Genomic DNA, 25872 nt, shown 5'->3' with positions numbered 1-25872 from the left:
AGAAAAAGGCTTGAGCCAGTAGCGTTCCAGTATAACGTTTGTATTTCGGTTCAAGTCTTTTTTTGTTACACTCAGGGTAACGATAAATTAGAGGAGAACATCATCATGAATATCAACGACATGTTTGCGCAGTATTCGCTATGGATTTATGCGGGCATAGCGATAATTGCGATATTGATCATCATACTTGTAATCAAAAGTATATCGCGCCGAAGAGCCAGAATACGCCGACAACAGCTTGATCCTTACCGTATTACGATGCAGGATATCGATCAGATGGAAGGATCAGAATTTGAACGCTATCTATACCACTTTTTCACCGAATTAGGATATGAAGATACATACAAAACGCAGGGGAGTGGAGATTTCGGAGCAGATCTGGTATTTACCGATCGAGAAGGAATACGCAACGTACTGCAAGCCAAATGCTATGCTGAACATAACAAAATCGGACTCAGTGCTGTACAAGAAATTTATTCGTCGATGCGTTATTATGAAGCTGACAAATGTATCGTACTCACATCCTCTTATTTTACCAAAGCTTGTGAGACACTTGCCGGAGTCAATGCTGTAAAGTTACTGGATCGCAACGATCTGATTCAATTGATCGAAGATTTCAAGTCCAACGATCATGAAGAAGCGATGGACATCATTGAAAGTGAACCTGTTACTCTTTCTTCCCCCTGGCAACAACAAACAAATCGAAGATCAACTTATCGTACACGTAAAAGTAGATAAAAAGGCTATCTTCCCTAATCCGGAAGTAGCCTTTTTTGATTCACTTTAACAATAATCAAATAGAATGATTTAATGTAAAAGTAAACATATTACATACTTAAATTTCATTAAAAGAAATAACTTGAAATACTATGATACAAGCCGTAATTTTCTATACTTGTTGTAGATTTTTAAGGTGTATAAAATGATCATCTCAAGCGAAGCGGAGGAGAAATAATCGTACTGAAGAGCGAAGCGCTCGCCTTTAAGGATAGATATCGACTGCTCAGCCATCTATCAAGCTATCTGTCCTTAACAGCGACGAAAAGAACGATTATTTCTCCGCAGTGTTGAACTCCCAATTCATTGCACATCATTTATGCATCGTATTGCATTTTATTTCTCTCGCTCTACCATTTCTTCTTCTGTCGCCATCAGATCAGGAGGTACTAACGCTTCAGTTTTGTCTTTACCGAATCGAATAAATACCCATACTCCGAGTAAAATCAATACACCAGCACCTAATTGAATACCTGTTAACGATTCGCCCAGTAACCAGAAAGCAAGCAGTGAAGCAAAAACGGGTTCACCCAATACCGCCATAGACACAGCACCAGCATTCATATATTTCAAAAGCCAGTTAAACAAATAATGTCCAAATAGAGTAGGCACAATAGCGAGTAACCAGAATACGCCCCAATCTTTAGCAGCATAACCGGTAAACGGAATATCATTGAACAGATTGTAAAGTGCCATTACACTACCTGCAATAAAGAACACCCAGAAATTATAAATCAAAGCTTCCATATGAGAACGAATATGTTTGCTGATCAGCATATGTATAGCCACTGCAATCGTACCAAGAAACGATAAAATATCGCCTTGTAATGCTGTTCCTGAAAGGGCAAAATCTCCCCAACCGATCGCCACCGATCCGATAACAGCCATACCCATACCGATAATCATAAATCGATTCGTATGGGTGCGGAATAGAAAATAGGAGCCAATAACGACCATAATGGGTTCCAGTGTCAAGATCACAGTGGAGCTAGCTACAGTAGTTAAGCGTAGCGAACCCATCCAGAGCAGGAAATGTAGAGCAAGCATCAAGCCTGAAATTCCTAACATCAACCATGTTTTGGGCTGAATCCGAAATAGTTCTTTGCGATAGCGAATCGCAAGCGGTAATAATAGTAAATTGGTGAAATATAATCGGTACATACCGATCACCGATACTTCTGCATCTGACCAGCGAATAAAAATAGAAGAAAACGAAATAGCCAGAATACCAATCACATAAAGAATTTCTAAAGGAATAGCAGGACTCTTAGAGGTTGCATGTGGATTCATAGATGTGCTCCTAAATATAAGTATAATATTGGTTTATTTTTGAAGAATTATGCCTTTATGATTATACTCTATCCCTTACAAGCTGGAAACGATTACTCGAAAATCTTCCTATTGACACAATAAAAATCTTTAGTACTAGTAAAAAAGAACCATTTATTTCTAATTTTTAAGAAAAATAGGTCTAAAGATAAAACTCTTAACATCTTGCTTTTTAGTTTTTATTTATAAAAAATGCTTTTATATCAATGATTATATGTTATTTTGTTAATAAAGTATTAAAAATAGAAGTAGTACTTTTATACTAAAGTAAAAACATTTTTAATCCTTTTTAGACAAAATAAGGTATCCGCACTAAACGGAGGGTACTTTCATGCATGGACATATAACCATTTTTACGGATCATATCCGAAATATTGACTACGAAAATGTTATTTATTTTTACGAAACATCGTTTTGTGATCAACCGGATGAACTGGAAATGTATGAGACTGCACGTTGTTGCATTATCGCGTATACAGATCCTGAACGAACTGTACAAACGGCTAATCAGATCAGACTGTATTTTCCACAAATGGCACTATTGTTAATTACTGATGTTGCTCAGCCTGTCAGTGATCAACATCTCGTGCGCATTACAGGAGTAGGTCGATTGCGATTATTGTACTGGAAAGATAATCATAGCGAAGAAATGCTCTCTGAAATTCAAAGTTTATTGTACCCCGAATATCCAGCTAAAAGCCCGCATATTGCTTTTATTTTGTCGGTGTACAACGAAGAAGAGCGGTTTATTCATGTGAAAAAATTTGCAGAACGGTTGCAAACGTTTATTCGCAGTCATCTGGTAGAAGGTTCTATCTATGTCATAGACGATGGAAGCTTGGATAGAACGCAGCATCTTTTAGAATCGTTAGAACATTCAACAAGTATGGTGATCAATCGAATTAATCGTAATGCTAGCCCGCTTTTCAAAGCCCAGCAATTAGAGCGTAATACACGCAAAGCAGGCACCTATTTAGAAGGAATGCGTACGATAGAAGCTGATTATTATGTATTTGTCGATGCAGATGATTCCTTTTTTATCGAGGATATTGCCAAAATGATCAATGTGGTCAGGCAAGGATATTACGATGTAGTGATTGGCACCAAAGACATGACCGCCGAAAATCGGTCACTGGTACGTTCAATAGTCAGCTTTTGCAAACGACAGATTTGTAGGCCATTTTTGCCAACAGGTGTGATTGATTCACAGACCGGTCTCAAAATTATGAGTTCTGTAGCCGTAAAGCGAATGTTTCCTCATCTAAAGCAAGAGCTTGGACTAGCAGTTGATCTGGAAATGATGTTTATTGCCAAACGATTACAATTACGTGTGTTACAGATTCCTGTCAAATGTATTGACCGCGAAGGTTCGCATATTGAAGTGTGGAAAGATTCAGCTCGCTTTTTGCGATCTTTAATCGATATCTGGCGACTGGATCGGCGGGTGCGTTAAAATGATCAGTCGGGTACGTGCTATCTTTTTTCCTTTTTTTAATGTGTTACTAAACGGATTCAATTTTTTCTTTCATATTGCGGCTAGTTGGTACTTAACAGGGGCTGCTTATGGACAAGCAAATGCGTTACTGGCTTTGTTCGCTTTATTGTCAGTTCTGGGCTTATCGGTTCAACTGTTAACAGCCAAAGTGGTCTCAAAAGAAGATCGAACATTAGCGCTCAAGCAATTGCCTTTAGGTGCATTGTTGATCAAAACACCCATAATATTGAGCCTGGCTTCATGTATTATCCTATTGATGCTTTTACCTGTATTGCGTTCGATGCTTGGCGTTGATGCTAGTTCATTACTACTCCTTTACATACTTGTTTTCCTGCATACGATTGTGAGTATGACCCGTGGTGATATGCAAGGCAAAGAACGTATGTTAGCGCTCAACATTAATTATTATATCGAAGTACTTGGTAAATTGACGGTCTTTTTTATACTGGCAGCTTCAGGATTTACATTAAAAGCTGTATTGATTGGTAGTTGCGCAGGAATGTTATTGTCATTGATACATGGATGGATATTCAGTATTCGTCAGCATAGAGTATCTTCTACAACTGCACAGACCCATCAGTTATCAGGTATTTGGAAGTCACTTGGTCAGGATTTTACAGATAGTCTGATTACCAATCTGTTTGTATTGTTTTTTATTTCTATCGACATGATTGTAGTACAGCATTATTTCCCTGTACAAAGCAGTGGGTATGCTATTGCACTGAAATATAGTCAACTTGTCTATTATGTCTCGTATAGTCTGATCGCAGCTTTTATCCCCAAGTTGGGAGCTAACGGTGATAACAAAAAAGGATTACGTCAATTGATCGGTATCTACAGTGGATTGATGTTTTGCGCGGCGATCTGTGTCTATATCGGAACTACATTTATTTTTCCAATGTCGATTCCATTACTATTTGGCAAAGCCTATCAATCCGCAGAACAATATTTAATACTGGGTGGTTGGGTATACTGGTTATTTTCGATTGTGCTCTTTTTCGTACATGTTCACGTACTGATGGGACGGCGTACATTTATGTGGGGAATGCTTGCTGGAGCTATATTGTTGTTGATTTCATTTGGCTCATGGCATACAAGCCCACAAAGCTTTTTGTATGCTGAACTTTGCTTATATAGCGTGTTAGCTATTTATTTTATTATCGATGCGTGGAGGTATTTATATCCACGTCAGACGATCCGATCCAATTCTGTTCAGCCGCATGACCCTACTATTTTGAATTGAAGGAGCAAGACTATGGATTCTATCAATGTAAAAAAAGATCAAATCACTATTCTACTATTATCATGGCGTGATATTCGTTCTCCCAAAAGTGGAGGCGCAGAAATTTTTACTCATGAAATGTTAAAACGTTCCCAGCAAAATCGCTATCGTTTTATTCATTTTGCTCCTCAATTTGCAGGGTTACCGGCTGAAGAAGAGATCGATGGAGTGACCTATATTCGTCAAGGTAATATCTATAGTGTGATCGGTCATGCGATTCGGTATTATCGTCAGCATCGTAACGAAATTGATTATGTGGTCAATCAATCCAATACACATCAATTCTTCACTTCATTCTGGGTAGAACCAGCCAAACGCATCTTTTTTATCCATCAATTAACTCGTGAGATCTGGTATGAAAATGCTAGCTTTCCACTGAATCATATCGGTCATGCACTAGAGCCATGGATGCTGAAGTTAGCGCAAAAAGATCAGACGATCACTGTATCACCATCGACTCGTTATGATTTGTTACAACTGGGCTTTGATGCCAAGCGTGTTCATTTATTGCCGGAAGGAATTGAATTTGAGCACTGGCAGCCAGAGCAATTTTTACCGAAAGAAGAGCAACCTACTTTTATGTATGTCGGTCGATTTGTGAAATACAAAGGAATTGATCTGGTGTTTCAAGCTTTTGGCGAATTGAAAAAGAAATTTCCGCAGGCTAAATTGTGGATTGCTGGTCGCACAAATGAAGAGTATGTACAGTGTGCATTGTTGCCGATTATGAATCAATATGGATTAACGTACGGTAAAGAAAATGATCCAGAAGTAGATGTGATTTTTCATGGATTTGTCTCTGAAGAACGCAAGCTTGAATTGATGAGCCGGGCGCAAGCATTGGTATTTCCATCCTTACGTGAAGGATGGGGATTGACGGTAACCGAAGCGGCGGCTGTAGGCACACCAAGTATTGTTAGTAACTCTCCAGGGCTTGTTGATGCGACTGATTTTGGCAAAGCAGGCTATCTCTGCTTTCATGGCGATGTAAAAGGATTATCCGAGCAAATGGAGCGTGCCGCAATGGGCGGAGAAGATTATGCAGGTATGCGTAAGCGTGCATATGAATATGCGCTTAAATTCCATTTTAATCATACCGGAGCAGCATTCGATACATTTGTTGATCATCTGGTAAAGGAGGCACAAGAGCATGGACAAAGTCGTCATCCTCTTCTCCACGTACAATAATGAACAAACGGTAGTGGATTGTCTACGTAGCTGTATGAATCAGCATGATTATCAATCTCTTCATATCGTTGTTGCAGACGATGGTTCTAGCGATCATACAGTTCAGACGATTCAGCAGTTGTCCGAAGAGAGTATTGTTCCGATCACCGTATTGGCATTGCCTCATGGAGAACGTGGGGTAGCGCGAGTTACAGCGATTGAGGAAGCACAGCGATTGAATGCAAAGTATATATTTGTGATTGATTCTGATATGATTTTGGCGAATCAGCTAGTAAGTCAGTGCACTTCATTTTTGAATGAACATCCTGAAGTGGGGGCACTGGTTGTACCGGAAGAAGCCTATTCAACAGCAACTAACTTCTTTTCTAAAGTGAAAGTGTTTGAACGTAACGTAATTAATAATGCAGGAGAGCAACTGGGTAAGCGTTCGATAGAAGCAGCAAGATTCTGGCGTATAGATGCTTATGAATCAACAGGTGGATTTAATGCCGATCAAATCGCATTTGAAGAAATTCAACCGACATTACGTTATGTAGAAGAAGGCGGAGAGATTCGGCGTGCTACTTTTACGCGTATTTACCATGATGAAAAGCAAGTATATCTGAATGATGTATTACGTAAAAAAGCGTATTATTTCTCCGTAATGGATCGTACTCTTTCTACAGAAGAAGGAGGATTACGCAAAGCGTTAGAGCGATGGTACTTTTTCCGTCCGGTATTGTATTCACGTGACAATCTGATTTGTTATCTATGTCATCCGTTGTTAACAGTCGGAATGGTATGGATGTATATCTGCCTTAGCGTGCTCGGGGTAACTGCACTTTTGCAAAGCAGTTCCCGTTCTGCCCAATCGTTACCTATTAATGAAAATAAATAAATCGCAATAAAGTATCTCCGAATGTTAACTGGCGGATATTGCAAATCGATGATTGATAATTTTCAAGTTCGTGACGAGGAATATACAACGAATGTGAATCTAACTGAATACCGTCATAGCTCGGATGAAGCAGAGATTGTCCGACTGTATACAGGTGAGCGAACGAGTGATGATGAGCAATAACCAGATGATCATGATTGAGCAATACATACGGTTGATCGGTTACCTTCATCATATCGATAATAAATGCCGATAAATGATTGGCGAACTGTTGCTCAGCATGGTGAGCCAATTGATTTCGTTCGGCTTGTTGTAATGCTTCATAAAATATCTGCTTCAACGAGTCAGTGAGTTCTAACGGTTTGGTAAGAAATTTGAAAATTCCCACTTGATTAATCGCAGCTAGCATCGATTGTGTATGTAAATGACCGGATAAAATAATGCGGACGACGTGGGGATAATCTGCTTTCATCATTGTTAAAAAAGCAAGCCCATCGATACCTGGCATTAGCAAATCAGATACAACAACATCGATGTGGTGTTGCTCAATAATCCGTAAAGCTTCTTTGGGGTTATTAGCCATATGAATGTGAAAATTTTCCTCTTCTAACCAGCGTTCAAGAATCGTTAATACCATCTTATTATCATCAACAAACAGAATACTTTGGGTTTTCATAAGCTCTGGATAACTCCAATCATAGGTTCAGAAATGAGGAACTACATGTATAATATCAATATTTTGGCATTTTTAAAAGATACGAGTGTAGCTTGCGAACTGCGCTTATTTTGCGAACGATTCAGTTCAGCCGAGCATGCACTATGGGAAAAAGGAATGCGTTTATTTCACCAATATCAAGGAAATCAGCATGCCAATCTGACATTAACTGTATCTCATGGACTCAAACATATGGATGAAACTTACGACATTTATATCGTGAATCTTCGCGAGTATACGGAAGAAGAATTAGACCTTCTGTATATCGCGAAGCATTGCGAACTGTTGCTCCTTAGCTACGGAGAACCCGAAGATGCTGTGCGATTTGCAGCACTGCAACGCCGAACACCGCACTTATGGTGTGCACGATTGCCATTGGTTACATTTGAACTGGAATGTCTTATGCAAGCGATACTGTATCGTTTGGAGCAACGCAAAGGAGAGAAATCGTCATGAAAGGTTGGGCTTTTATTAGACCCATATGGCAACGGCTGATTTTGTATGCAGTTGTTATGGGCATTTCAGCGGTATTGCTATTTGCAATCCAATGGTTTGCTGTTCGTGAATATCAGACACAGATTACCGAGATTAGTGAAACACGTCTGCAAGATATTGTGCAAGCTACTTCTACCAATATCAATAGCCAGTATCAGACGTGGCAAGTAGAACTTAATGAATTGGCAGCGACGATTGGCAAAAATATATTGGATAATGCCAAACGATCTTATACCAATGGAATAACACGCAATCCAGGTGAATTCTATGTGCTGAACAATCAATATGAACTGATCGGTGGACATGATAACCCGGTAATGCAAGCCGCTGTCAAACAGATCCAAACGTTGCAAAATGGCTGTGGGATTACAGGATTTACGACAGAAAATAATCAACCTGTACAATATATGATCTGTCGGATCAAAGGCACAAGCCAAAATGGATTTGCAGTGCGTACGATTGATACCGCTATGTTAACCCAACGCATTATAGCTGATCCTACCCATTATGAGACATTAATCTATAATGAAGAATTCAAAGTAGTAGGATCACGGACATCAACAGATATCGGTAGAGTCGATATTACAACAGTTACTAAGAAATTACTAGACGGTAACACAGGAATAGTCGAAGACAATCATCTGAAATACGGCATTGGATTCAGTCGTATTGATGATAATCATGCGCTGTATATCGCTGTTCATGAAATGGATAACGATACTGTCAAAAATGTGAATCAGTTCCGAAATCGGATGTTGTTAATCTATATACCGATTTTGTTTATAGCGGCTATTGTAATGGTGTTTTATCGTAGACGGGTGATCAAAGACAATACCATCAATACTCAAGTACGGGATCAACGTCGTGAAGAAGATTTAAAACAGCAACAAGATACGTACTATTTACCGATGTTGCAGTCGATGGAAGAACAGTTACAACAACTACAGAATCGAACAACACGCTTAACAGGTGGAGATGATCTGAAGTTGCTTGGTTTTTATAATAATTTAGCAGACAATTTAGAAGCTTCTGCCAGTCGAGGAGATTCTGCATCACGCGCTGAACTTGAATTTTTCCGCGAGCTGAACCAGAATTTCACACAAGGACGATTGAAGCAGGAATCTTATATTGCTGAACTGGCTCTATCTGTACAAGAATTGCGTGAAGAATTAGAGCAGAAGATGCATGGTGCAGCAGGTATTCATTTTGCCGATATGAATGAAGTGATTACAGAGTCGTTGAAATGGGCGAATCGTGCGCTGGATATGAAAGGGATTGAAGTGATCGTGAAGCAGGAGCCTGTATCTCCGATCGCTGCTCAATCTGCTATGTTGTATCGCACGATTCAAGGATTGGTCGAAAATGCAGTAACAGCGATGGCACATCATTATGAAGCACCAGCAGATATGAATGAACAAGGTGCATTTGCACCCAGATCCAAGCGAGCGAACAAAACACTTAAAATCAGTTCATGTATGGAAGAAGAAGAGATTGTAATTACGATAGAAGATACAGGTGGAGGTATTGATGATAAGATGCGCTGGAATTATTTTCAGTCAGATTATTCTCAAAATAACAATGCAGATACGATCAGTCTGTATCATATGGATGCTTTTCTCAAAACGATTGGTGGACGGCTCAAATTACGTAATACTGATCGCGGATTACAAGCGATTATTCAATTACGACGTTAATTACGATGTAGCCTGAAGTGATTATATTAAGTGATCTCTAGCTACAGTATTCAACAAGTAGATAAGACATAAGAGTAGAAAGGAGGCTGTCGTATGAAAAAATGGATCGAAATGTATCGCTATGATCTGGTAGCTGTCATGATTATGCTGGCAGCCATCCTGTTGTTTTTACTCCCTATTTATAGCCCCGGACAAATTGTTTTTAGCGATATCGCTTTTGGAGCAACTTCTCATCGCTATCTAGAAGAAATTGCAGGGGTATGGAATGAGCGCTGGTCGACGTCTACTTTATTTAATGCACCACGTATTTTGTATATTCTGCCTTTCTATTTATTATCATTAGCATTCGGGGAAAGTGGCCCCGTGTTGCTCAAATCATTTATTACAGGTTTATTATTTATTTCTGCTTTTTCGATGTATGCTTTCGCTAAGCGATTAGTTAGTGTGTATTACTCGCCTAGTTTTACCAAAACACGTATTTTTGCGATAGTGGTCGGAGCTTTATTTTATGCGCTGAATCCATGGGTTGTTTTTCGTATTCAGCATATTTATTTATTGTGCGGGTACAGTCTGTTTCCATTAGTGTTGCGATTTTTCTTTAGTAGTTTTGATCCGAAGTTTCAGAAGCAACAGATTCATCATTATCATCTACATAAATTATATCAGCGGAATTGGATCGATCTTTTTATGTTGGCAGCGGTATTTACTATTAGCGCAGCCGCGATTCACTATTTCTTTTTTGGCATGATCTATTTAGCATTTTTTACAGCTCTTTTATTAATCAAATTAACATGGACGTATAGACAAAATGGTTGGGCTTTTTTAAAACCTTTGTATATTAATTTTGCTCGTAAATGGCTCATTTTCGGCTGTTTTTTCGGCTTATTAAGTTTTTACTGGTTGTCTTTGTATATGGGAAGTATCCTTATGGATGCACAGGCATCCCAGCACAATATCAATGTGGTCGATACGTTATCGTTATTTAGCCGTAACAGTACACTGAAAAATGTTGCTTATTTGCTAAGTTACTGGTGGCCTATGTTTCCATTATCCAGTCTACCGATCGTATTTTATATCGGTGGTGGGGTGTTATTACTGCTTATCGGATATGCGATGGTCACTCGTTCACACAAAAATCCAATTATTTTGATTTTCACTTTATTAACATTATTCTTCTTGATTGCAGCTACTGGAACTACTTTTCCTTCGATTGCTGGATTTTTTGTGATTTTGGTAACCAAGACACCTGTGATCGGTTCTGTTTTTCGTGATCCAAATAAATTTATTGGGTTGATAGCTTTGAATTTTGGAGTGCTGTTGACGTTTGGGATTATACAGTTACTTGAATGGTTTGGAAGTTCCAGAATACAGCGAATAATCAAACATACTGCTTTTGTAGCGGTGATTGCGTGTCTGATTATTTATGTAACACCTTTACGTACGCAATTTGTAGCAGGGTACTATAAGCCCGTGACAGTGCCTAAAGAATATACCGAAATGGCAAATAAATTAACAGATCCTGATCGTTATGATAGCAAAGCGTTATATTTTCCGATCGCAGATAATATGATTCAGAGTTTTAACGGCGTAGCTACACCTTACTGGAATAAAGGCGAGACATCGATGCAAAAAGCGACCGGTGATTTTCAAGTCTATTCTTCGCCCAAAAATACGATTTTTCATCATGAAGGTAACGATCCAAGTATTACGTATTATATAAATTTTCTAGAGTATATGTTGGACAATGGGTTGAGCTCGAAAATGGGTTCATTGTTCTCTACGTTTGGCATTAATCAACTTGTCTATCATAACGAATATGAAGGACAGGAAAAGCGGCAACAATTTCAATTATCGATGCTAGAAGATCAGGCGGGATTGAAGCGAACGTATCAAAATTCGATCTTTTCAATCTTTCAATTGGATCAGGCGCCTGATTATATGAATATTTTACCTGCCAAAGTGGTTACACCATACGGATATAGTCGCTTGGAAAGTTATAGCCATCAACCTGGTTTTAATTTCAATCAATTCGGTGTGTTGTTCACTACGCTGAATCCGAAGCTGAATACGATTCAGACCGTACGTAAAGGCGATTATGTTGAAGCTTCTTCGTATAATGATTTATTTTTATCGCAATTGCCAGAAGAAGATTATTTACGTCCATTTGATGCGATTGAAGATGGAAATGCATTTTTAAAATGGTCCAAAACATTTGCTTCTACCAACGATTGGCTCTGGTATCTTTCTTCACAAAATATTAAAAATTTTTCATTCGATATGGAGATGGATGCAGGAATTGCAGTCACTTTTGCCAGTGAAAAATTAGACGTACAGCCTTATCAGATGAGCAAGCTTGAAGGACGAACTGTTGTCGATTTTGATTCATTATTACGAACTGAAAAGTTCTTCACACCTGATAATCCGCAAATGTTTAGTGTACAGGCGAATCCTCTGGAGGGATTGAATGATGTTCCTACGTTGCATGGAGAAATTATTAAAGGCGATGCCAACAATATCTGGCAAGTTGCTAAATCAGGCATGATCGAAGCCAAAGAAAATAATCCGTATCAATTTAATATTACTGCTTCAGGTAGAGGTACCAATAAAATGCATGTCAAAATGAGATTTTATGATGAGCATATGGATGAACTTGGAGTGAGTTATGTTGTGGCTCCTTCGGAAGAAAATAACTTCAACGGGGTGAATTTCTACGGGGAATATGTATCTCCACCGGGTAGTAAATGGATGCGAATTGATCTGTTAACCCAGCAACGTCCTGAACAAAAAAATTACTGGTGGATTCATGATATTCAGCTGTTAGATCTGGGGAAATATCGTAAACCGAATACATTTACAATGCATAAAAAAATGGAGCAAGAGCAGACATCCCATGTGTATGCGAGAGTATTTATGAACAAGCAAGGTGGAGAACTGGTATTTGGATTGCCTGACAAACAGGTGAAGATTACTACTCAACATGAAGGAAGCAATCAGTTTGAATGGATTGATCTGGGAGAACATCATTTTCCCGCAGGAGATTCAGCGATTACAGTCAATAATGTAAAAGGATTTAATGCGATCAACTTACTGGCGATTGTACCTACCGATCAAGCAGAGAAGTTATCATTTCCGGTAGAGCAAGCAGTGAAGCGAGGTAAATTATTTTTTACATTAGAAGCTGAAAATGATTTCTCCGGACAAGGGAATACGCAGACAGAACGTGCTTTTCCTTTGTTAAGTATGGGACGAGGAATCAGTTATCAACAAGGAACATTGCAGAAAAAAGTAGATATTCTCAAAACAGCCAACTATTCTGCCTCGATTTTGGCAAATATTCCTTCCGGATATCAAGGCAACTTAACGATGAAATGGATCAATCAAAAAACAGGCGAAGTCATTTCCCGCCAGATAACAAGTGATCAAGCATATACCCGATCGACAGAAAATACTACGACCAAAAATACAGTTATCGAGACATTGCCTGATCAAGATGGATTCGCCAAGCAAAAATTAAGTATTCCAGGATTACTGCGTAATTACGGGCGGATAGAGTTCAAGGATCTGTTGCTAACGAAAGGCACATATCAATTGAAATTGGTGTTGGATAGTCAGGTGCCTTCCCTAACGACCGATCAAGATATTCATTTGATGAAAGCGAATGAAGTGAATGTACTGCCAAGTGAAGAGACGAGCGAAAGCTTGCTTCAAAACAGTTCAGCCGAATGTATGACAGATATTCAGCCCGGTCATACACGCAAAGTAATATCTGCTCAAGGCATGTCGATCGAATATGCACCTAGTTATTCTTGTGATTGGAATATCTATGCTTCTCAAAAAATGAAAGCTAGTCCATTAGAAGAATATTCAGTCACTCTGGATGCGATCTCACAACATGTCAAACAGCGTCATATGAAATTAGTATTTTTGAATGCTGATTCTCAGATATTGCAGACTTCTTATATTAATGAAGTAGAAGAAGAGGATAAAACGAAGTGGAACCATTACGATCAAATTATAAAAGCGCCAGCCGGAACCGCGATGATGCAGTTCCAAATGCTAGCGCATGCAGATCAGAAAGTAAAAGGTTCTTTTCAAATTAAAAATTACTCTATTATTCCGTATAAAGCGATGATCATGGTCGATCAATTCATGTTATTTGAAGGTCAAGATATCGATCAGTTTTTTACAGTTCCTTCACATAAAGCTACAATCAAAGCCAATCGTGAAAATTCGATGGAACGAAGTTTTATACTCAGCAATCCGAATCATGAGCAAGTGCTGATTCGTGAAACAGAATCGCCGAATCCGCTCTGGGAATTCCGCCTGAATGGAGAGACTCAGCGAGCAAGATTGGCTGTGAATGGCGTGACCACTGGGTTTATGAGCGAAGACAGTGGAAGTGGCACTGTTGTTATTATTCTAGCTTCTGCTTATCGTATAGGCTGGATACTGTTCGGTATAGGGATATTAGCTGGTATCGCTTGTATTCTTCCTTATAAACGCTGGAAAAAGCGAAGGCGAATGTAAAACAATCCAATGATAAGCTGATATTACATCACATATTTATATCCTGTACCCCATACTGTACGAATATGCTGAGGATTTTTGGGATCGCGCTCTATCTTTTTACGCAAGCTGGAAATATGTACATCGATGGTACGATCCAGATAAGCGCGATCTCCTCCTTTAATACGATCCATCAGTTCATTGCGGGTAAAGACTTTGCCAGGGTAATTATACAGTTCTTTCATAATCGCAAATTCGATATGAGTGACTTCAACTTCTTGTTCTTCGACAAACAGACTATGACGATAGTCATTCACAGAAATTCGTCCTTTTTTGTCTTTAGATACATTGACTTTGGGCTCGGTAATAATAGTCGGGCCACTACGACGTAGCAATGCTTTGATGCGAGCATCCAATTCTTTGAGACTAAATGGTTTACACAAAAAGTCATCAGCACCGTTATCCAGTGCCTTGATCCGCTCATTCAGCATCGTATTGGCAGATATCATCAATACAGGTACGGTAGATTGTTTGCGGATCTGACTGACTAATTCACTTCCATCCATATCAGGAAGCATAAGATCGGTTACGATAATATCCGGTTTGAAATGAAACAGTTTTTGAATAGCGTCTTTGGAATCATGAATCATTTCGGTAAGGTAACCTTCTTCTTGAAGAAAAAATGCAATCATATCTGCCAGACTTTTCTCATCTTCAATAAGAAGAACTTTGATAGACATCGCTGTCACTCTCCTGTATGAAAAATAATAGGCTTGTTGAATATCTCCCTTTACTATTCTATAACATGCTTAATACAACGATATTTAAGCGAAATATATAGAAAGATCAAGAATAGAATTTCAAGTAAACATAGCAATTTCAGCTTTAAAACAATGAAAGTAATCCAAATGTTAAAAAAATGCGAATCAATTAGCATGAAATTTTATACGGAAAAGAGAACTTTCTTAAAATATACATGAGAAAATGGAATAGGACTATAGTATCATTCGACTCCCTATATTTATTTTCGGCAGAAACAGCTAAAATGAACAGTTTTTTTAAGTTCTTACTACATTTTTCGGAAGAGGGTTTCATATATGCGCATGATATTGTTGTCCGGTGGGTCAGGTAAACGTTTATGGCCTTTATCGAACGTTAATCGTCCCAAACAATTTCTTCCTGTTCTTCGTCATCAAGGTCAGCCTGAAAGTATGCTACAGCGAATCTGGAGACAATTGCAAGATGCAGGTTTGTCAGAGCAAGCTTATTTTTCAGCTAGCGGGTATCAAGCTGATCTGATTCGTGGGCAAATTGGTATCGATGCTACGATTATTGAAGAACCTGCGCAAAGAGACACGTTTCCGGCAATCGCTTTAGCAGCTTCATATTTATATCATCATGCTGGTGCTACACGTGATGAAATGATAGGAGTCATGCCGGTAGACGGTTATGCCGGTGACGAGTTTTTTGAGCATTTGCGTAAGCTTCCATCTATATTGGAGAAGTCTGGTGATGAGATGGTCTTAATGGGTGCTTCTCCAACGGAGCCTTCAGACAAATACGGATATATTGTACCATTGATGTCTGAACTGGTGGATAAGGAATATTTTGGGGTTTGCTCCTTTTTAGAAAAACCAGATATAATCACTGCCCAATCGTTAATACATAAAGGGGCATTGTGGAATTGCGGTGTATTTGCATTCCGCTTAGGATTTTTGCTAGACCATATTGAAAATCAAGGTTGGAACTCTAACTATAATGAATTGTTAAAGCACTATTTAGCATTACCCAAAACAAGTTTTGATCTAGCGGTTGTAGAAAAAACAAAGCATATATCTGTATTACCGTTTCATGGAGAATGGAGAGATTTGGGAACATGGGATTCATTAATTCGTGAAATGGATTTTGATGTGACCGGTTCAGGATATATCTCTCCTTTATCTCAAGATACTCGTATTATTAACGAACTCGATATACCGGTAAGTATATGGAATGTTCCTAATGTGATCGTAGTGGCAGGGCCTGACGGTATTTTAGTGACCAATCGTGAAGATGCTACAGGCATTAAAGAGATGGTGGGACAGATAGAAATTGCTCCGCGGTTTGAAGAACGCTTCTGGGGCAAACAAACGATTATTTCTCATCGGCAAGATGAAGGCGGGCTAGAGACAGTGACCAAACGAGTCGTGATTACATCAGGTCGCTTTATCAGTTATCATGAACATAAATTACGTAAAGAAGTATGGACGATTATATCAGGTATAGGATATATCTGCCTTGATGGAGTTATCACGATGATCTCTCCAGGTGATGTTATCGTTGTAGAACCGGGGATGAAGCATTGTATTGGTGCTTCTGAAGGTGAACTGGAATTTATTGAGTCACAGATAGGCAAAGCTGTATCGGAGACTGACATTATAAGATACGAATATCCTGGAGTGACTCCAGATGGTTTGTTATCAGAAGGTCTTTCGGGTTAACCTGCTGTCCGTGGTAGAAAGGACCGTTAGTCATGAAATACAGAATACTTCTTTGGTTCCGATCTCCTTTGATAGGAACAATCATCTTAACGATCTTTGGCATAGCAGGCAATTATTTTAAATTGGACTTATCTTTAAATTTACGGTTTGCACTGGGCAGCGCAGCACTTCTGATTATTTTCCGGTTATATGGATTACGATTTGCTGTGCCTGCTTTACTCGCTATAAATATACCTTTTGGATTTGGCGGGTCTTATCTTTTTATGACCGGCTTGTTTGGTTTGGAGATTTTATTTTTGCATTTGTACTTCAAGCGATTTAGCAGAGGAGTTTTATTCAAAGCAGATCTGATCTTTTGGTTATGTATAGGTCTACCTCTGATATATGGTATGTATGAATATCGTCTTCATCCTATTGATATTCAAATGATCGCATTGATTCTTCTTGAGCAAAGTTTTAATAGCATTATTAATTTATTGATTGCTTCGATTTTGTTAGAAAGTATTATGAGTCGGGTAGCGATAGGCAATCAGCCGATCTATTCGATTTCGCTGGGACGTATTATTTTTAAATATTTAATTGCCTTCGTTATCTTTACAGCGTTGTTATTATTAGTGGTTATTAGTCATCAACAATTTTATGATATTCAAGGGTTGTATTCTTCATATATGGAACGTTCTTCACAAGTGTATAAGCAAGATATACAGATTAGTTTGTCAGATATGCGCAAAACCAAACCGTTAATGAACATATATAAAAAGAACTTTTATATCGATTCAGTTGTCGTAAGCCCGTTAGGTACATCTATGTATAGCACGCTCAATAGCGAGACGACACAACAACTTGTAGAGTCTAGAAATGATGAATCTTTGATTATTTCTACTACCAAAGATGGAGCTACTATTTTTCATCATTTCCCTATAAATCGGTTAACCCTGATCGAGCGATGGCAGGAGTCGTACTTTGTTATGGATATTCCATTAGATCATAATTATCGATTAATTTTAAAATTGACAGCGGCGTTTTATTTAGAACGTATTTATATATTTTATATTCAAAGTATTACAACGATTTTGATTGTTATCGGGATAGCGATTTTGTTGGCAGGTCCGATTAGCCGTAAAATTACTAAGTCTTTACTGGAGTTAGCCAAAGCGTCTAACAATATTCCTGATAAATTGAGTAAAAATAAGCCGATAGATTGGCCGGATAGTAATATTGTTGAATTTCACGCATTAATTGATAACTTCAAATTAGTATCACTGGTATTAGAAGAGCAGTTTTTGCAAATTCAACATGATAAAGAGAATTTAGAAATTCGTGTAGTTGAACGTACATTTGATCTGGCGGAAAGTGAAGCTCAAAAAAGTGCTATTCTCAAATACGCTATCGATGGCATCATTTCAACAGATCATCAGAAAAAAATAACAGAGTTTAATCCTGCCGCTGAAAAGATGTTTGGCTATACACGTGAACAAGTGATGGGTAGACCATTATCGGAATTATTACTACTAGATACGATTCCAGCAGGAGACAACAACTGCCCGGTCACAGCTATTCATGCAGACCGTACAGCTTTTCAAGTGGGATTAACACGCAGTGAGATTCTAGCCGAAGAATCTTCGTTTCAGACATTTTTTGTACATGACTTGACGCAACAAGAAAGAGCGCAAGCTGAGCGTTATGAACATGAACGTCAATTGGAAGTGCTGACCGATCGATTACGAGAAGAACAAGGTGCAGCAGAAAAGCAAAAAAGTATTACCGGCAATTTACTGGAATCGGTACAAGAAGGCATTGTGATGTGTGACTCTCAAGGGATTATTTCATTTATTAATCCGACGATGTTATCGCTATTTTCCATCAAAGATTATACCGGTTATCCTATCCAGCAATTGTTACGTGATATAGAAAGTCAACTGGTCACCGAAACGTCTTTATGGATCGAAAAGTTAGAGCGATTTTTGCAAGGAGAACACACATGGAATCAAGGCGAGATGGTATTGTTACAAAATGAAAAGATTCTATCGCTCTATGTCACTCCAGTAACAGATACGGTGCAACAGATTGAACATGGTGTGATTCTTGTTTTTCGAGATCGCACTGAAGAAGAGCATATGAAGCAGATGCAAAATGAATTGATGAGCGTAGTCTCTCATGAATTGCGCACACCATTATCTGCAATGATGGGTTATATCGAAATGTTAATGATCTATGAAGATATGTCGATTGAAAAAAGGCATGCTTTTATAGAAACGATTCATCAAGAAGGACAGCGGTTGTCTCATTTAATAGATGATTTTCTAGATATTCAGCGGATCGAAGCCGATTATGCCGAGTATCATATGACTTATATTCCGCTATATGAAATGTTGCAAGGTATTTGTGATCAATGGAATCCAGAATCAAGAGACCGTATCATGCTTCACCATGAAGGATTGCATGAAGTATTTATTAACGGCGATCAGCAACGCTTAATTCAAGTCTTTCGAAATCTGATTAGTAATGCTCTTAAATACTCTTCAGATGATTCGATGGTTCATATTGTTATCAACGAATTACAGGATCATATTTCGGTGTCGATCAAAGATTCAGGGATCGGGATTCCACCGGAAGATCATAGTCGCATATTCCAAAAATTTTTCCGGGCAAGTTCTGCTTCCAAGCACAATATTCGAGGAACAGGGCTTGGATTATATATTACAGAGCGGATCGTCAAAGATCATCAGGGTGAATTGAATTTTGTATCCAGACCCAATAAAGGTTCTACCTTTTCTGTGATTCTACCCAAACCGAAAAAGAACGATTCTATTCAGCACACTGAATAATATGCAATCATCTGATTCACTGCTCTGTCTGCTAGGGTACTTACAATAGGAAACGAGATAACGTTATCATAGAGCTACAACGTTTATCTTTAAAAGACAAATTCTGAAATATGGAGGCTTATCCCCATGGCAGAAACAAAATTAACCGGTAAAGTAGCAGCAGTAACAGGTGGCGGATCAGGAATAGGTAAAGCATCAGCGATACGATTTGCAGCAGAAGGTGCTGTTGTATATATGTTAGATCGTACGCCTGAAAATGCAGAAAAAACCAAAGCTGAAATTGAACAAGCTGGCGGTAAAGCATATGTAATCGAATGCGATATTTCCAAGCCAGAAATGATTGAAAGTGCAATGAAACAAGTAGCGTCTGAAGCAGGTCAATTGGATATTGTATTTGCTAATGCAGGAATCAACGGTAGCAAAGCTCCTATTGAAACTTTGGAAATAGATGATTGGAATCAAACGGTAGAGATCAATTTGCGCGGTACATTTGCAACTGTAAAATATGCTATCCCTCATTTGAAAGAAAATGGTGGTAGTATTATTATTACAAGTTCTATCAATGGTAATCGTGTATTCTCTAATGTAGGATTCTCTGCATATGCCTCTACCAAAGCAGCGCAAGTTGCTTTTATGAAAATGGCGGCATTGGAACTGGCTCGTTACAAAATTCGAGTCAATGCTATCTGTCCGGGAGCGATCGATACTGAAATCGATGATAATACGTATCCAAGTGATGATCTAAAAGAAGTAGAGATTCCTATGGAATTCCCTGAAGGTGATCATCCGCTTAAAGGTGAACCTGGCAAAATCGAAGAAGTAGCTAACCTTGTGCTGTTTTTAGCATCTAGTGAAGCTTCTCATGTAACAGGTACAGAGATATTTGTAGATGGCGCTGAATCGTTATTAAGAGGATAGTTGTATCTACAAGTATATAAGATAAAATGTTCTATAGATTCACTAGCAAAATCCTTTTTCGAGCATATCGGGAAAGGATTTTGTTATGTCTACCACTTATTAGTTGTTTTTCAAATCAATCAATTGACAGTGTCAGGTGTGCTGAATTAAGCTAAAGATATTGAACGTATTCACGTTAATAAGATCAGGTCAATCACGTAAATAAATAACTGCACATGAAGATAGAGGGAGAGTCTGTGGATGTATGTGATCCACCACCGAAGGAGCAAGCTAACTATTTGGCGATGGTTAATTAATCTCTCAGGTACCCGAACCGCTATTGGATGCAACTCTGGAGAGAGCATATGAGCCACCCAAGGAGTACCACCGACAGTTGTGTTCGGTCTAAACTCTCAGGTAACGAGGACAGAGGAATAGGCCACGCGCAGGCTATTCACTGTCTTTTTTTGTGCGCGCATATTTTGGTGATAAGGGAGAAGAAAAATGATGCGATTTAAAAATGTATTTAATATTATTGGACCTGCAATGGTAGGACCGTCTAGTTCACATACAGCAGGAGCAGCACGTTTGGGTAGAGCAGCGCGACACTTTTTGGGCAAATGTCCTGAGCATGTACAGATTATTTTGTATGGTTCTTTTGCAGAGACGTATTGGGGGCATGGAACAGATCTTGCTCTAGTAGGCGGTTTGCTTGATTATGATACCGATGATGATCGCTTACCGGATGCAGCTGAAGAAGCGGATCGTCAAGGCATTACGATTTCTTTTGATAAAGGAACAGGCAATTATCCTCATCCTAACTTTGTGCGTATTATTGTACAGCATGGAGAAGAACGTGCCGAAGTCGCAGGTGCTTCGATTGGTGGAGGCAATATTGAGATTCATGAGTTAAATGGATTCGATGTGCGCGGGTCGGGCCAATATCCGATGTTAGCAGTTGAGCATATGGATAGTAAAGGAGTACTTGCTGATATTACACGTACACTGAGCGATGCTGAACTGAATATCGGATTTATGGATGTTGATCGCAAAGCACGTAGCGGAGAAGCGATGACTGTGATAGAACTTGATACTGTACCTGACCAGTCTGTGCTTAACCAGATTTTGCAATTGCCTTATGTTACCCGGGCAGCTGTTATTGATTTGAAGTAAACGAAGTTTAAAGGAGAGTGTGATATGCAATTTCGCACATTAAAAGATATTGTTCGGTTATGTGAAGAACGTTCACTAACGATAGCGGAACTGATGATTGAAGAGCAAGTGAAAGAAACAGGAGTAAGCGAGCAAGACGTTATTCAACAAATGACTGATTATTATCAGGTGATGAAAGAAGCAGTCGAGCGCGGAATCACAGAAGATACCGTTTCACGAAGTGGACTGACTGGTGGAGATGCACGTCGTGTGCATGACTATATGTTAAGCGGAGATACATCGTCAGGCAGTGATGCGACGCGTGCGATGGCTTATGCATTAGCCGTATCAGAAGTGAATGCTTCAATGGGACGGATTATCGCTACGCCTACCGCAGGCTCATGTGGTATTATTCCGGGAGTATTTGTCAGTTCGCAAGAGCGTTTTGGTTGGGATGATACACAGATGGTACAAGGATTGTTCGCAGCCGGTGCTATCGGTTATGTGATTGCTAACAACTCTTCGATTTCAGGCGCAGAAGGTGGATGTCAGGCAGAAGTCGGTTCAGCAATAGGTATGGCCGCTGGAGCAGTGGTTGAGATGCGTGGTGGTACACCGGAACAAGCGATGCATGCTGTAGGGCTGGCTCTAAAAAATACACTTGGATTAATCTGTGATCCAGTAGCAGGGTTAGTCGAGATTCCTTGTATTGTTCGTAATGGATTAGGTGCAGTAAATGCGTTAGCAGCGGCAGATATGGGACTAGCTGGAGTACGTAGCGCTATTCCATCAGATGAAGTGGTCGATGTCATGTTACAAGTCGGACGTTCGATGCCAAGTGAACATCGTGAAACAGCTCGGGGCGGACTCGCTCAAACGCCAACAGGACGTAAAATTACGGAAGAATTAAGACGCCGTAGACAAGAGAATAAGAATTAACTAACAAAATATCCATTTATATGCATAATACCGAAAAGCCGTTTATAATAAAGCGGCTTTTTTCGATTTTTCTTCAAACCTTTCCTTAATATTCCGATAAATTGTTGTATAATTCGATATATACGTAAATAAATTAGTAGTATAGTTGTTCAACTTTTACCCTACTTCGAAGAGTACATACCAGTATGTATGGGTCTAAAGTATTGTATTAATTTTGAAATAAAGGTTCATACGATGTGTTTGGAGGTGAATACAACGTTATAGCTTGTTCGTTATATCAACAAGCTTTAAATAATCTTATGATATTCAAAGTGGGGTCAACACACATGAGGCAGTATGTAGCTTGCTTGCTGATGATATTACTATTATGTACGAATGCGACAAGCGTTTCAGCCACTAGCACAGAAGCATTTACCGATATCAAACAATCGTATGCTTTTGATGCAATTACGTCATTATCCGCGCAAGGAGTCATTACAGGTTATGAAGATGGAAGCTTTCAACCGCAACGCTCGATTTCCAGACAGGAATGGGCGAGCGTTTTTGTTAAAAGCTTGAATTGGACATCCGAACCAGGAACAGTACTACCTTTTACAGATGTCTCTCCTTGGGCTGCTCCTTATGTCAGTGCATTGTATCAACATCAGATTACCAATGGGATCAATGCAACCACATTTGGTGTAAAGCAATCGATTACCCGTCAAGACATAGCGGTCTGGTATGCTCGTTATCTAGGATTAACCGATACCTTGCAAAAAGAAGGCATAGCTACATTTGCCGATCAAGCAGATATTTCAGATTATGCCAAGTCCAGCGTATGGCTGATGGAGCAGTTAGGCTTGATGCAAGGAAATGAGCAACATCTGTTTGCACCAAAACAGCCTGTTCAACGTCAGGCGGCTATACTGGTCGCTTATCGGGTACTACAATCTGGAGATGAGTTACATCAGCGTGCAAAGCAATTGTTAGCGCAAGGGAATAAGCCTGTATCTAAGCCAGCGAGTGAGGCAGAGCCAGACCTTCAACCTGTACTGACGATAGGCGGTAAATCACCTGCTACAACCATAGATAAAGTAGAAACAACACCTGAGATCACAGGAAAACGAGCAAATGCCAAAGACAAAGACCGTAATCAAAATAATCCTAGACCCGATCCTGAAGTACCTGTTGTTCCACCAGTAACTTCACCTCCAGTTGAGCCTATATTTGTATTTGATCGTGTGAGTATAGACGCTCCTGTATTGTGGAATGATCCAGCAACATATAATAATTATCAACTATCATTTTATTTCTGGTATCAAGGTCAGAAGATTGCTTGGCCTGAGAAAATATTATCCGATCTTACGTATCAATTTGAAGATAAATTAAATATATTTGATACCCGTGGCAAAATTATTCATCCTGAACATATTCCCGCAACAGGTGGATTGATTCCGGTCACACTTCATCTTGTATCACCACAAGCGAAGCTTGATCTTCATGTCACGACGATGGTGATGGTCACTATCAAATCACCACCACCAGTAACTCCACCTGTAGAACAGCCGGAAGCGGAGCCAGATCGTGTCATTCGCTCTGTTTATATGGATACGTATACGTTAGATCAATCGGTATCGCTCAAGTTGGATTCATGGCGTATTCGTTATGTGCTTCAAGATGTGTACGGTCAGCCGATTGCACCTGAGTATTTACCAGCCGACCTGCATATTCGATTTGAAAATGATACAGGAATTATTGATGAACAGGGACGTATTATCAATGTGCATAATATTCCGCCTGTAGGCAGTACAATTCCGTTTCAAATCAGTGTAACCTCACCTTCGACCAGCGTATATCTAAATAAAGAATTTGAGCTGAAAGTCGTAGCAGGTGAACGTAGAAAGCAATATTTTGCTGTATCTGTGATGTTAGAAGGAGGATCAGGTTCTTCGACGACACTAGCTGAAATGCAACAGATGCGTAGTATGCTGGCACAGATTGATCCGCATTTACACATTACATGGGCAATCGATAACAATTTTGTTTTCCAAGAAAGCAATCGTCCACAATTACAACAAGTATTACAGTATGTGGATCTGTATGGAGATGAAGTAGGTATTTTGTCAGGTTATCCGAACAATCACTATACATTAGCACAATGGGGCAATGAAATGAATGAGTGGTTGTATATGTATCGCTATAATGCTATGAATGCGTTGCATGAATCAGGTACAGTAGGGCAACCTTCAGTATTTACCAGTATTCCGGTAGCATATCGTCCTACTTCATTGTCTAGCTTTGCCGTCAATCCAGAGCAGGTGACATGGCTCAAAGATCATTTTGAGATCACTTCGTATATGGGCTGGGCAGCGACACAGTATAATGTGAATCAATTATTTGGAGAAGGTTCGCCATTAATGCCTTACTGGTCGAATCAATATAATCCATTAGTGCCAGCGCAAGGAGATGTAGACAATAGCGGAGCTGTATTTATGAATCCTGTCACGATCGACCCGATTGGTTCAAGGTATGTGGAAAAGTCCTCCCGTTGGACGATTCATCCGGGTGATCCGTATGTGAAAGATTCGAATGCTGAGCCTCAACTATATACAGCACAGCAATATGTCGATAATCCGTATCAAATGATGAATACAGTTAATTATTTATCTATAGTGATTGATACAAACTGGGTGTTACGTCATGATAACTTGTTCAATGGATGGAAAGACTTTGTCGATCATTTTCCAGCAGGACGTGATGTGAGTATTGTAGGGATTAATGAGCTTGGTCAAACGTATCGCACCCAATCAGGAGCGACCAATCATCAATCCCAATTTACATTAATGTTCAGAGGCTCCGGATATACAACAGCTTTAGATGGCAATAATTCACCAGCCGATACTCGTTATTTATGGACTGAAAATGCGTACCAACGTCTTATTTTGCGTAAACAAGATGGAGATCAAGCATGGTCGGTGATCGATTTTACCGATTATACGAAAACACCTGTTCCGCAGACACCGTATGCTTTTGATAGTCATACAGAAGTGAGCTATGTGACCGGACGTAATTACAAAATTGCGCCCAACGCACCGCTAACGTCGGCTGAAATTCAACGGATTCAAGAGCGATTGCAACAGATTCATTTTACCGAAGAAGTGGATTATCAGTAGAACATCATACCCAAGGCATTCCTGGAAAGTTAGGGATGCCTTTTTGGTATATTATTAGTAGAAGGA

17 protein-coding genes and 1 riboswitch are annotated in these 25872 nt (G+C 39.3%); of the genes, 14 read left to right on the top strand and 3 right to left on the bottom strand.

Translation table 11 applies throughout. From position 1 onward, the window contains the following. The first annotated feature begins 105 nt into the window (after nucleotides 1–105). Nucleotides 106–738 (top strand): restriction endonuclease, encoded by a 633-nt coding sequence (locus tag PQ456_RS16020; RefSeq protein WP_273613183.1) that lies wholly within the window; start codon nucleotides 106–108, stop codon nucleotides 736–738. A gap of 375 nt (nucleotides 739–1113) precedes the next feature. Here the strand turns inward: PQ456_RS16020 and PQ456_RS16015 are convergent, their stop codons facing one another. Beyond that, the gene (locus PQ456_RS16015; RefSeq protein ID WP_273613182.1) at nucleotides 1114–2067 is read right to left on the bottom strand and encodes a DMT family transporter; all 954 of its coding nucleotides are present in this window, start codon (nucleotides 2065–2067) and stop codon (nucleotides 1114–1116) included. Between the two features lie 370 nt (nucleotides 2068–2437). On the opposite strand from PQ456_RS16015, the gene PQ456_RS16010 reads away from it, so the two are divergent. The 4 genes from PQ456_RS16010 to PQ456_RS15995 are packed head-to-tail and all read left to right on the top strand — an operon-like array spanning nucleotide 2438 to nucleotide 6948. Continuing rightward, complete coding sequence (locus PQ456_RS16010; protein WP_273613181.1) at nucleotides 2438–3559, top strand: glycosyltransferase family 2 protein; 1122 nt, start codon at nucleotides 2438–2440, stop codon at nucleotides 3557–3559. A gap of 1 nt (nucleotide 3560) precedes the next feature. Further along, the gene (locus tag PQ456_RS16005; RefSeq protein ID WP_273613180.1) at nucleotides 3561–4844 is read left to right on the top strand and encodes an MATE family efflux transporter; all 1284 of its coding nucleotides are present in this window, start codon (nucleotides 3561–3563) and stop codon (nucleotides 4842–4844) included. A 12-nt stretch (nucleotides 4845–4856) separates the two neighbouring features. Beyond that, nucleotides 4857–6071, top strand: coding sequence for a glycosyltransferase family 4 protein (locus tag PQ456_RS16000; RefSeq protein WP_273613179.1), 1215 nt, complete (start codon nucleotides 4857–4859; stop codon nucleotides 6069–6071). Further along, nucleotides 6034–6948, top strand: a complete 915-nt coding sequence (locus tag PQ456_RS15995) for a glycosyltransferase family A protein (RefSeq protein ID WP_273613178.1) — start codon at nucleotides 6034–6036, stop codon at nucleotides 6946–6948. Before PQ456_RS16000 ends, PQ456_RS15995 begins: the two co-directional genes overlap by 38 nt. Here PQ456_RS15995 and PQ456_RS15990 read toward each other — a convergent pair. Further along, nucleotides 6932–7624, bottom strand: a complete 693-nt coding sequence (locus PQ456_RS15990; protein WP_273613177.1) for a response regulator — start codon at nucleotides 7622–7624, stop codon at nucleotides 6932–6934. The genes PQ456_RS15995 and PQ456_RS15990 overlap by 17 nt on opposite strands. Nucleotides 7625–7669: 45 nt before the next feature. Here PQ456_RS15990 and PQ456_RS15985 point away from each other — a divergent pair, with 45 nt between their 5' ends. From PQ456_RS15985 to PQ456_RS15975, 3 genes are all read left to right on the top strand, one after another. Next, complete coding sequence (locus tag PQ456_RS15985; protein ID WP_273613176.1) at nucleotides 7670–8119, top strand: hypothetical protein; 450 nt, start codon at nucleotides 7670–7672, stop codon at nucleotides 8117–8119. Continuing rightward, nucleotides 8116–9852: an ATP-binding protein gene (locus PQ456_RS15980; protein WP_273613175.1), complete on the top strand. Its 1737-nt coding sequence runs from the start codon at nucleotides 8116–8118 to the stop codon at nucleotides 9850–9852. The genes PQ456_RS15985 and PQ456_RS15980 overlap by 4 nt, the downstream gene beginning before the upstream one ends. A gap of 93 nt (nucleotides 9853–9945) precedes the next feature. Then, on the top strand, nucleotides 9946–14379 hold the full coding sequence (locus PQ456_RS15975) for a UbiA prenyltransferase family protein (protein ID WP_273613174.1): 4434 nt from the start codon (nucleotides 9946–9948) through the stop codon (nucleotides 14377–14379). Nucleotides 14380–14402: 23 nt separating this feature from the next. Here the strand turns inward: PQ456_RS15975 and PQ456_RS15970 are convergent, their stop codons facing one another. Beyond that, on the bottom strand, nucleotides 14403–15098 hold the full coding sequence (locus tag PQ456_RS15970; protein WP_204823172.1) for a response regulator transcription factor: 696 nt from the start codon (nucleotides 15096–15098) through the stop codon (nucleotides 14403–14405). Nucleotides 15099–15455: 357 nt separating this feature from the next. On the opposite strand from PQ456_RS15970, the gene PQ456_RS15965 reads away from it, so the two are divergent. From PQ456_RS15965 to PQ456_RS15940, 6 genes are all read left to right on the top strand, one after another. After that, entirely contained in the window at nucleotides 15456–16838 is a 1383-nt protein-coding gene (locus tag PQ456_RS15965; RefSeq protein ID WP_273613173.1) for a sugar phosphate nucleotidyltransferase, read from the top strand. A gap of 32 nt (nucleotides 16839–16870) precedes the next feature. Next, nucleotides 16871–19666: a PAS domain-containing sensor histidine kinase gene (locus tag PQ456_RS15960; RefSeq protein WP_273613172.1), complete on the top strand. Its 2796-nt coding sequence runs from the start codon at nucleotides 16871–16873 to the stop codon at nucleotides 19664–19666. Between the two features lie 126 nt (nucleotides 19667–19792). Then, complete coding sequence (locus PQ456_RS15955) at nucleotides 19793–20584, top strand: SDR family oxidoreductase (RefSeq protein ID WP_273613171.1); 792 nt, start codon at nucleotides 19793–19795, stop codon at nucleotides 20582–20584. Nucleotides 20585–20799: 215 nt separating this feature from the next. Continuing rightward, nucleotides 20800–20910: riboswitch (glycine riboswitch) on the top strand. A 160-nt stretch (nucleotides 20911–21070) separates the two neighbouring features. Then, nucleotides 21071–21736 carry an L-serine ammonia-lyase, iron-sulfur-dependent subunit beta gene (gene sdaAB, locus PQ456_RS15950; RefSeq protein WP_273616337.1) on the top strand — a complete coding sequence of 222 codons (666 nt, stop codon included), beginning with the start codon at nucleotides 21071–21073 and terminating at the stop codon, nucleotides 21734–21736. 24 nt (nucleotides 21737–21760) lie between these two features. Beyond that, complete coding sequence (gene sdaAA, locus PQ456_RS15945; RefSeq protein ID WP_273613170.1) at nucleotides 21761–22654, top strand: L-serine ammonia-lyase, iron-sulfur-dependent, subunit alpha; 894 nt, start codon at nucleotides 21761–21763, stop codon at nucleotides 22652–22654. A 326-nt stretch (nucleotides 22655–22980) separates the two neighbouring features. Beyond that, entirely contained in the window at nucleotides 22981–25806 is a 2826-nt protein-coding gene (locus tag PQ456_RS15940; RefSeq protein WP_273613169.1) for an S-layer homology domain-containing protein, read from the top strand. Nucleotides 25807–25872 lie beyond the last annotated feature (66 nt).

It is taken from the genome of Paenibacillus kyungheensis, assembly GCF_028606985.1.
Lineage (GTDB): Bacteria > Bacillota > Bacilli > Paenibacillales > Paenibacillaceae > Saccharibacillus > Saccharibacillus kyungheensis.
The sequence above is the reverse complement of the archived record's forward strand: the minus strand, read 5'-3'. Positions and strand labels throughout refer to the sequence as shown.

Excerpts from the sequence above, each read along its gene's own strand:
- PQ456_RS15990 (WP_273613177.1), bottom strand. The coding sequence starts at position 7,624 with ATGAAAACCCAAAGTATTCTGTTTGTTGATGATAATAAGATGGTATTA.
- PQ456_RS15975 (WP_273613174.1), top strand. The coding sequence starts at position 9,946 with ATGAAAAAATGGATCGAAATGTATCGCTATGATCTGGTAGCTGTCATG.
- sdaAA (WP_273613170.1), top strand. The coding sequence starts at position 21,761 with ATGCAATTTCGCACATTAAAAGATATTGTTCGGTTATGTGAAGAACGT.
- PQ456_RS15985 (WP_273613176.1), top strand. The coding sequence starts at position 7,670 with ATGTATAATATCAATATTTTGGCATTTTTAAAAGATACGAGTGTAGCT.
- PQ456_RS16020 (WP_273613183.1), top strand. The coding sequence starts at position 106 with ATGAATATCAACGACATGTTTGCGCAGTATTCGCTATGGATTTATGCG.
- PQ456_RS15995 (WP_273613178.1), top strand. The coding sequence starts at position 6,034 with ATGGACAAAGTCGTCATCCTCTTCTCCACGTACAATAATGAACAAACG.
- PQ456_RS16010 (WP_273613181.1), top strand. The coding sequence starts at position 2,438 with ATGCATGGACATATAACCATTTTTACGGATCATATCCGAAATATTGAC.
- PQ456_RS16000 (WP_273613179.1), top strand. The coding sequence starts at position 4,857 with ATGGATTCTATCAATGTAAAAAAAGATCAAATCACTATTCTACTATTA.
- PQ456_RS15980 (WP_273613175.1), top strand. The coding sequence starts at position 8,116 with ATGAAAGGTTGGGCTTTTATTAGACCCATATGGCAACGGCTGATTTTG.
- PQ456_RS16005 (WP_273613180.1), top strand. The coding sequence starts at position 3,561 with ATGATCAGTCGGGTACGTGCTATCTTTTTTCCTTTTTTTAATGTGTTA.
- PQ456_RS15960 (WP_273613172.1), top strand. The coding sequence starts at position 16,871 with ATGAAATACAGAATACTTCTTTGGTTCCGATCTCCTTTGATAGGAACA.
- PQ456_RS15970 (WP_204823172.1), bottom strand. The coding sequence starts at position 15,098 with ATGTCTATCAAAGTTCTTCTTATTGAAGATGAGAAAAGTCTGGCAGAT.
- PQ456_RS15955 (WP_273613171.1), top strand. The coding sequence starts at position 19,793 with ATGGCAGAAACAAAATTAACCGGTAAAGTAGCAGCAGTAACAGGTGGC.
- PQ456_RS15965 (WP_273613173.1), top strand. The coding sequence starts at position 15,456 with ATGCGCATGATATTGTTGTCCGGTGGGTCAGGTAAACGTTTATGGCCT.
- PQ456_RS16015 (WP_273613182.1), bottom strand. The coding sequence starts at position 2,067 with ATGAATCCACATGCAACCTCTAAGAGTCCTGCTATTCCTTTAGAAATT.
- PQ456_RS15940 (WP_273613169.1), top strand. The coding sequence starts at position 22,981 with ATGAGGCAGTATGTAGCTTGCTTGCTGATGATATTACTATTATGTACG.
- sdaAB (WP_273616337.1), top strand. The coding sequence starts at position 21,071 with ATGCGATTTAAAAATGTATTTAATATTATTGGACCTGCAATGGTAGGA.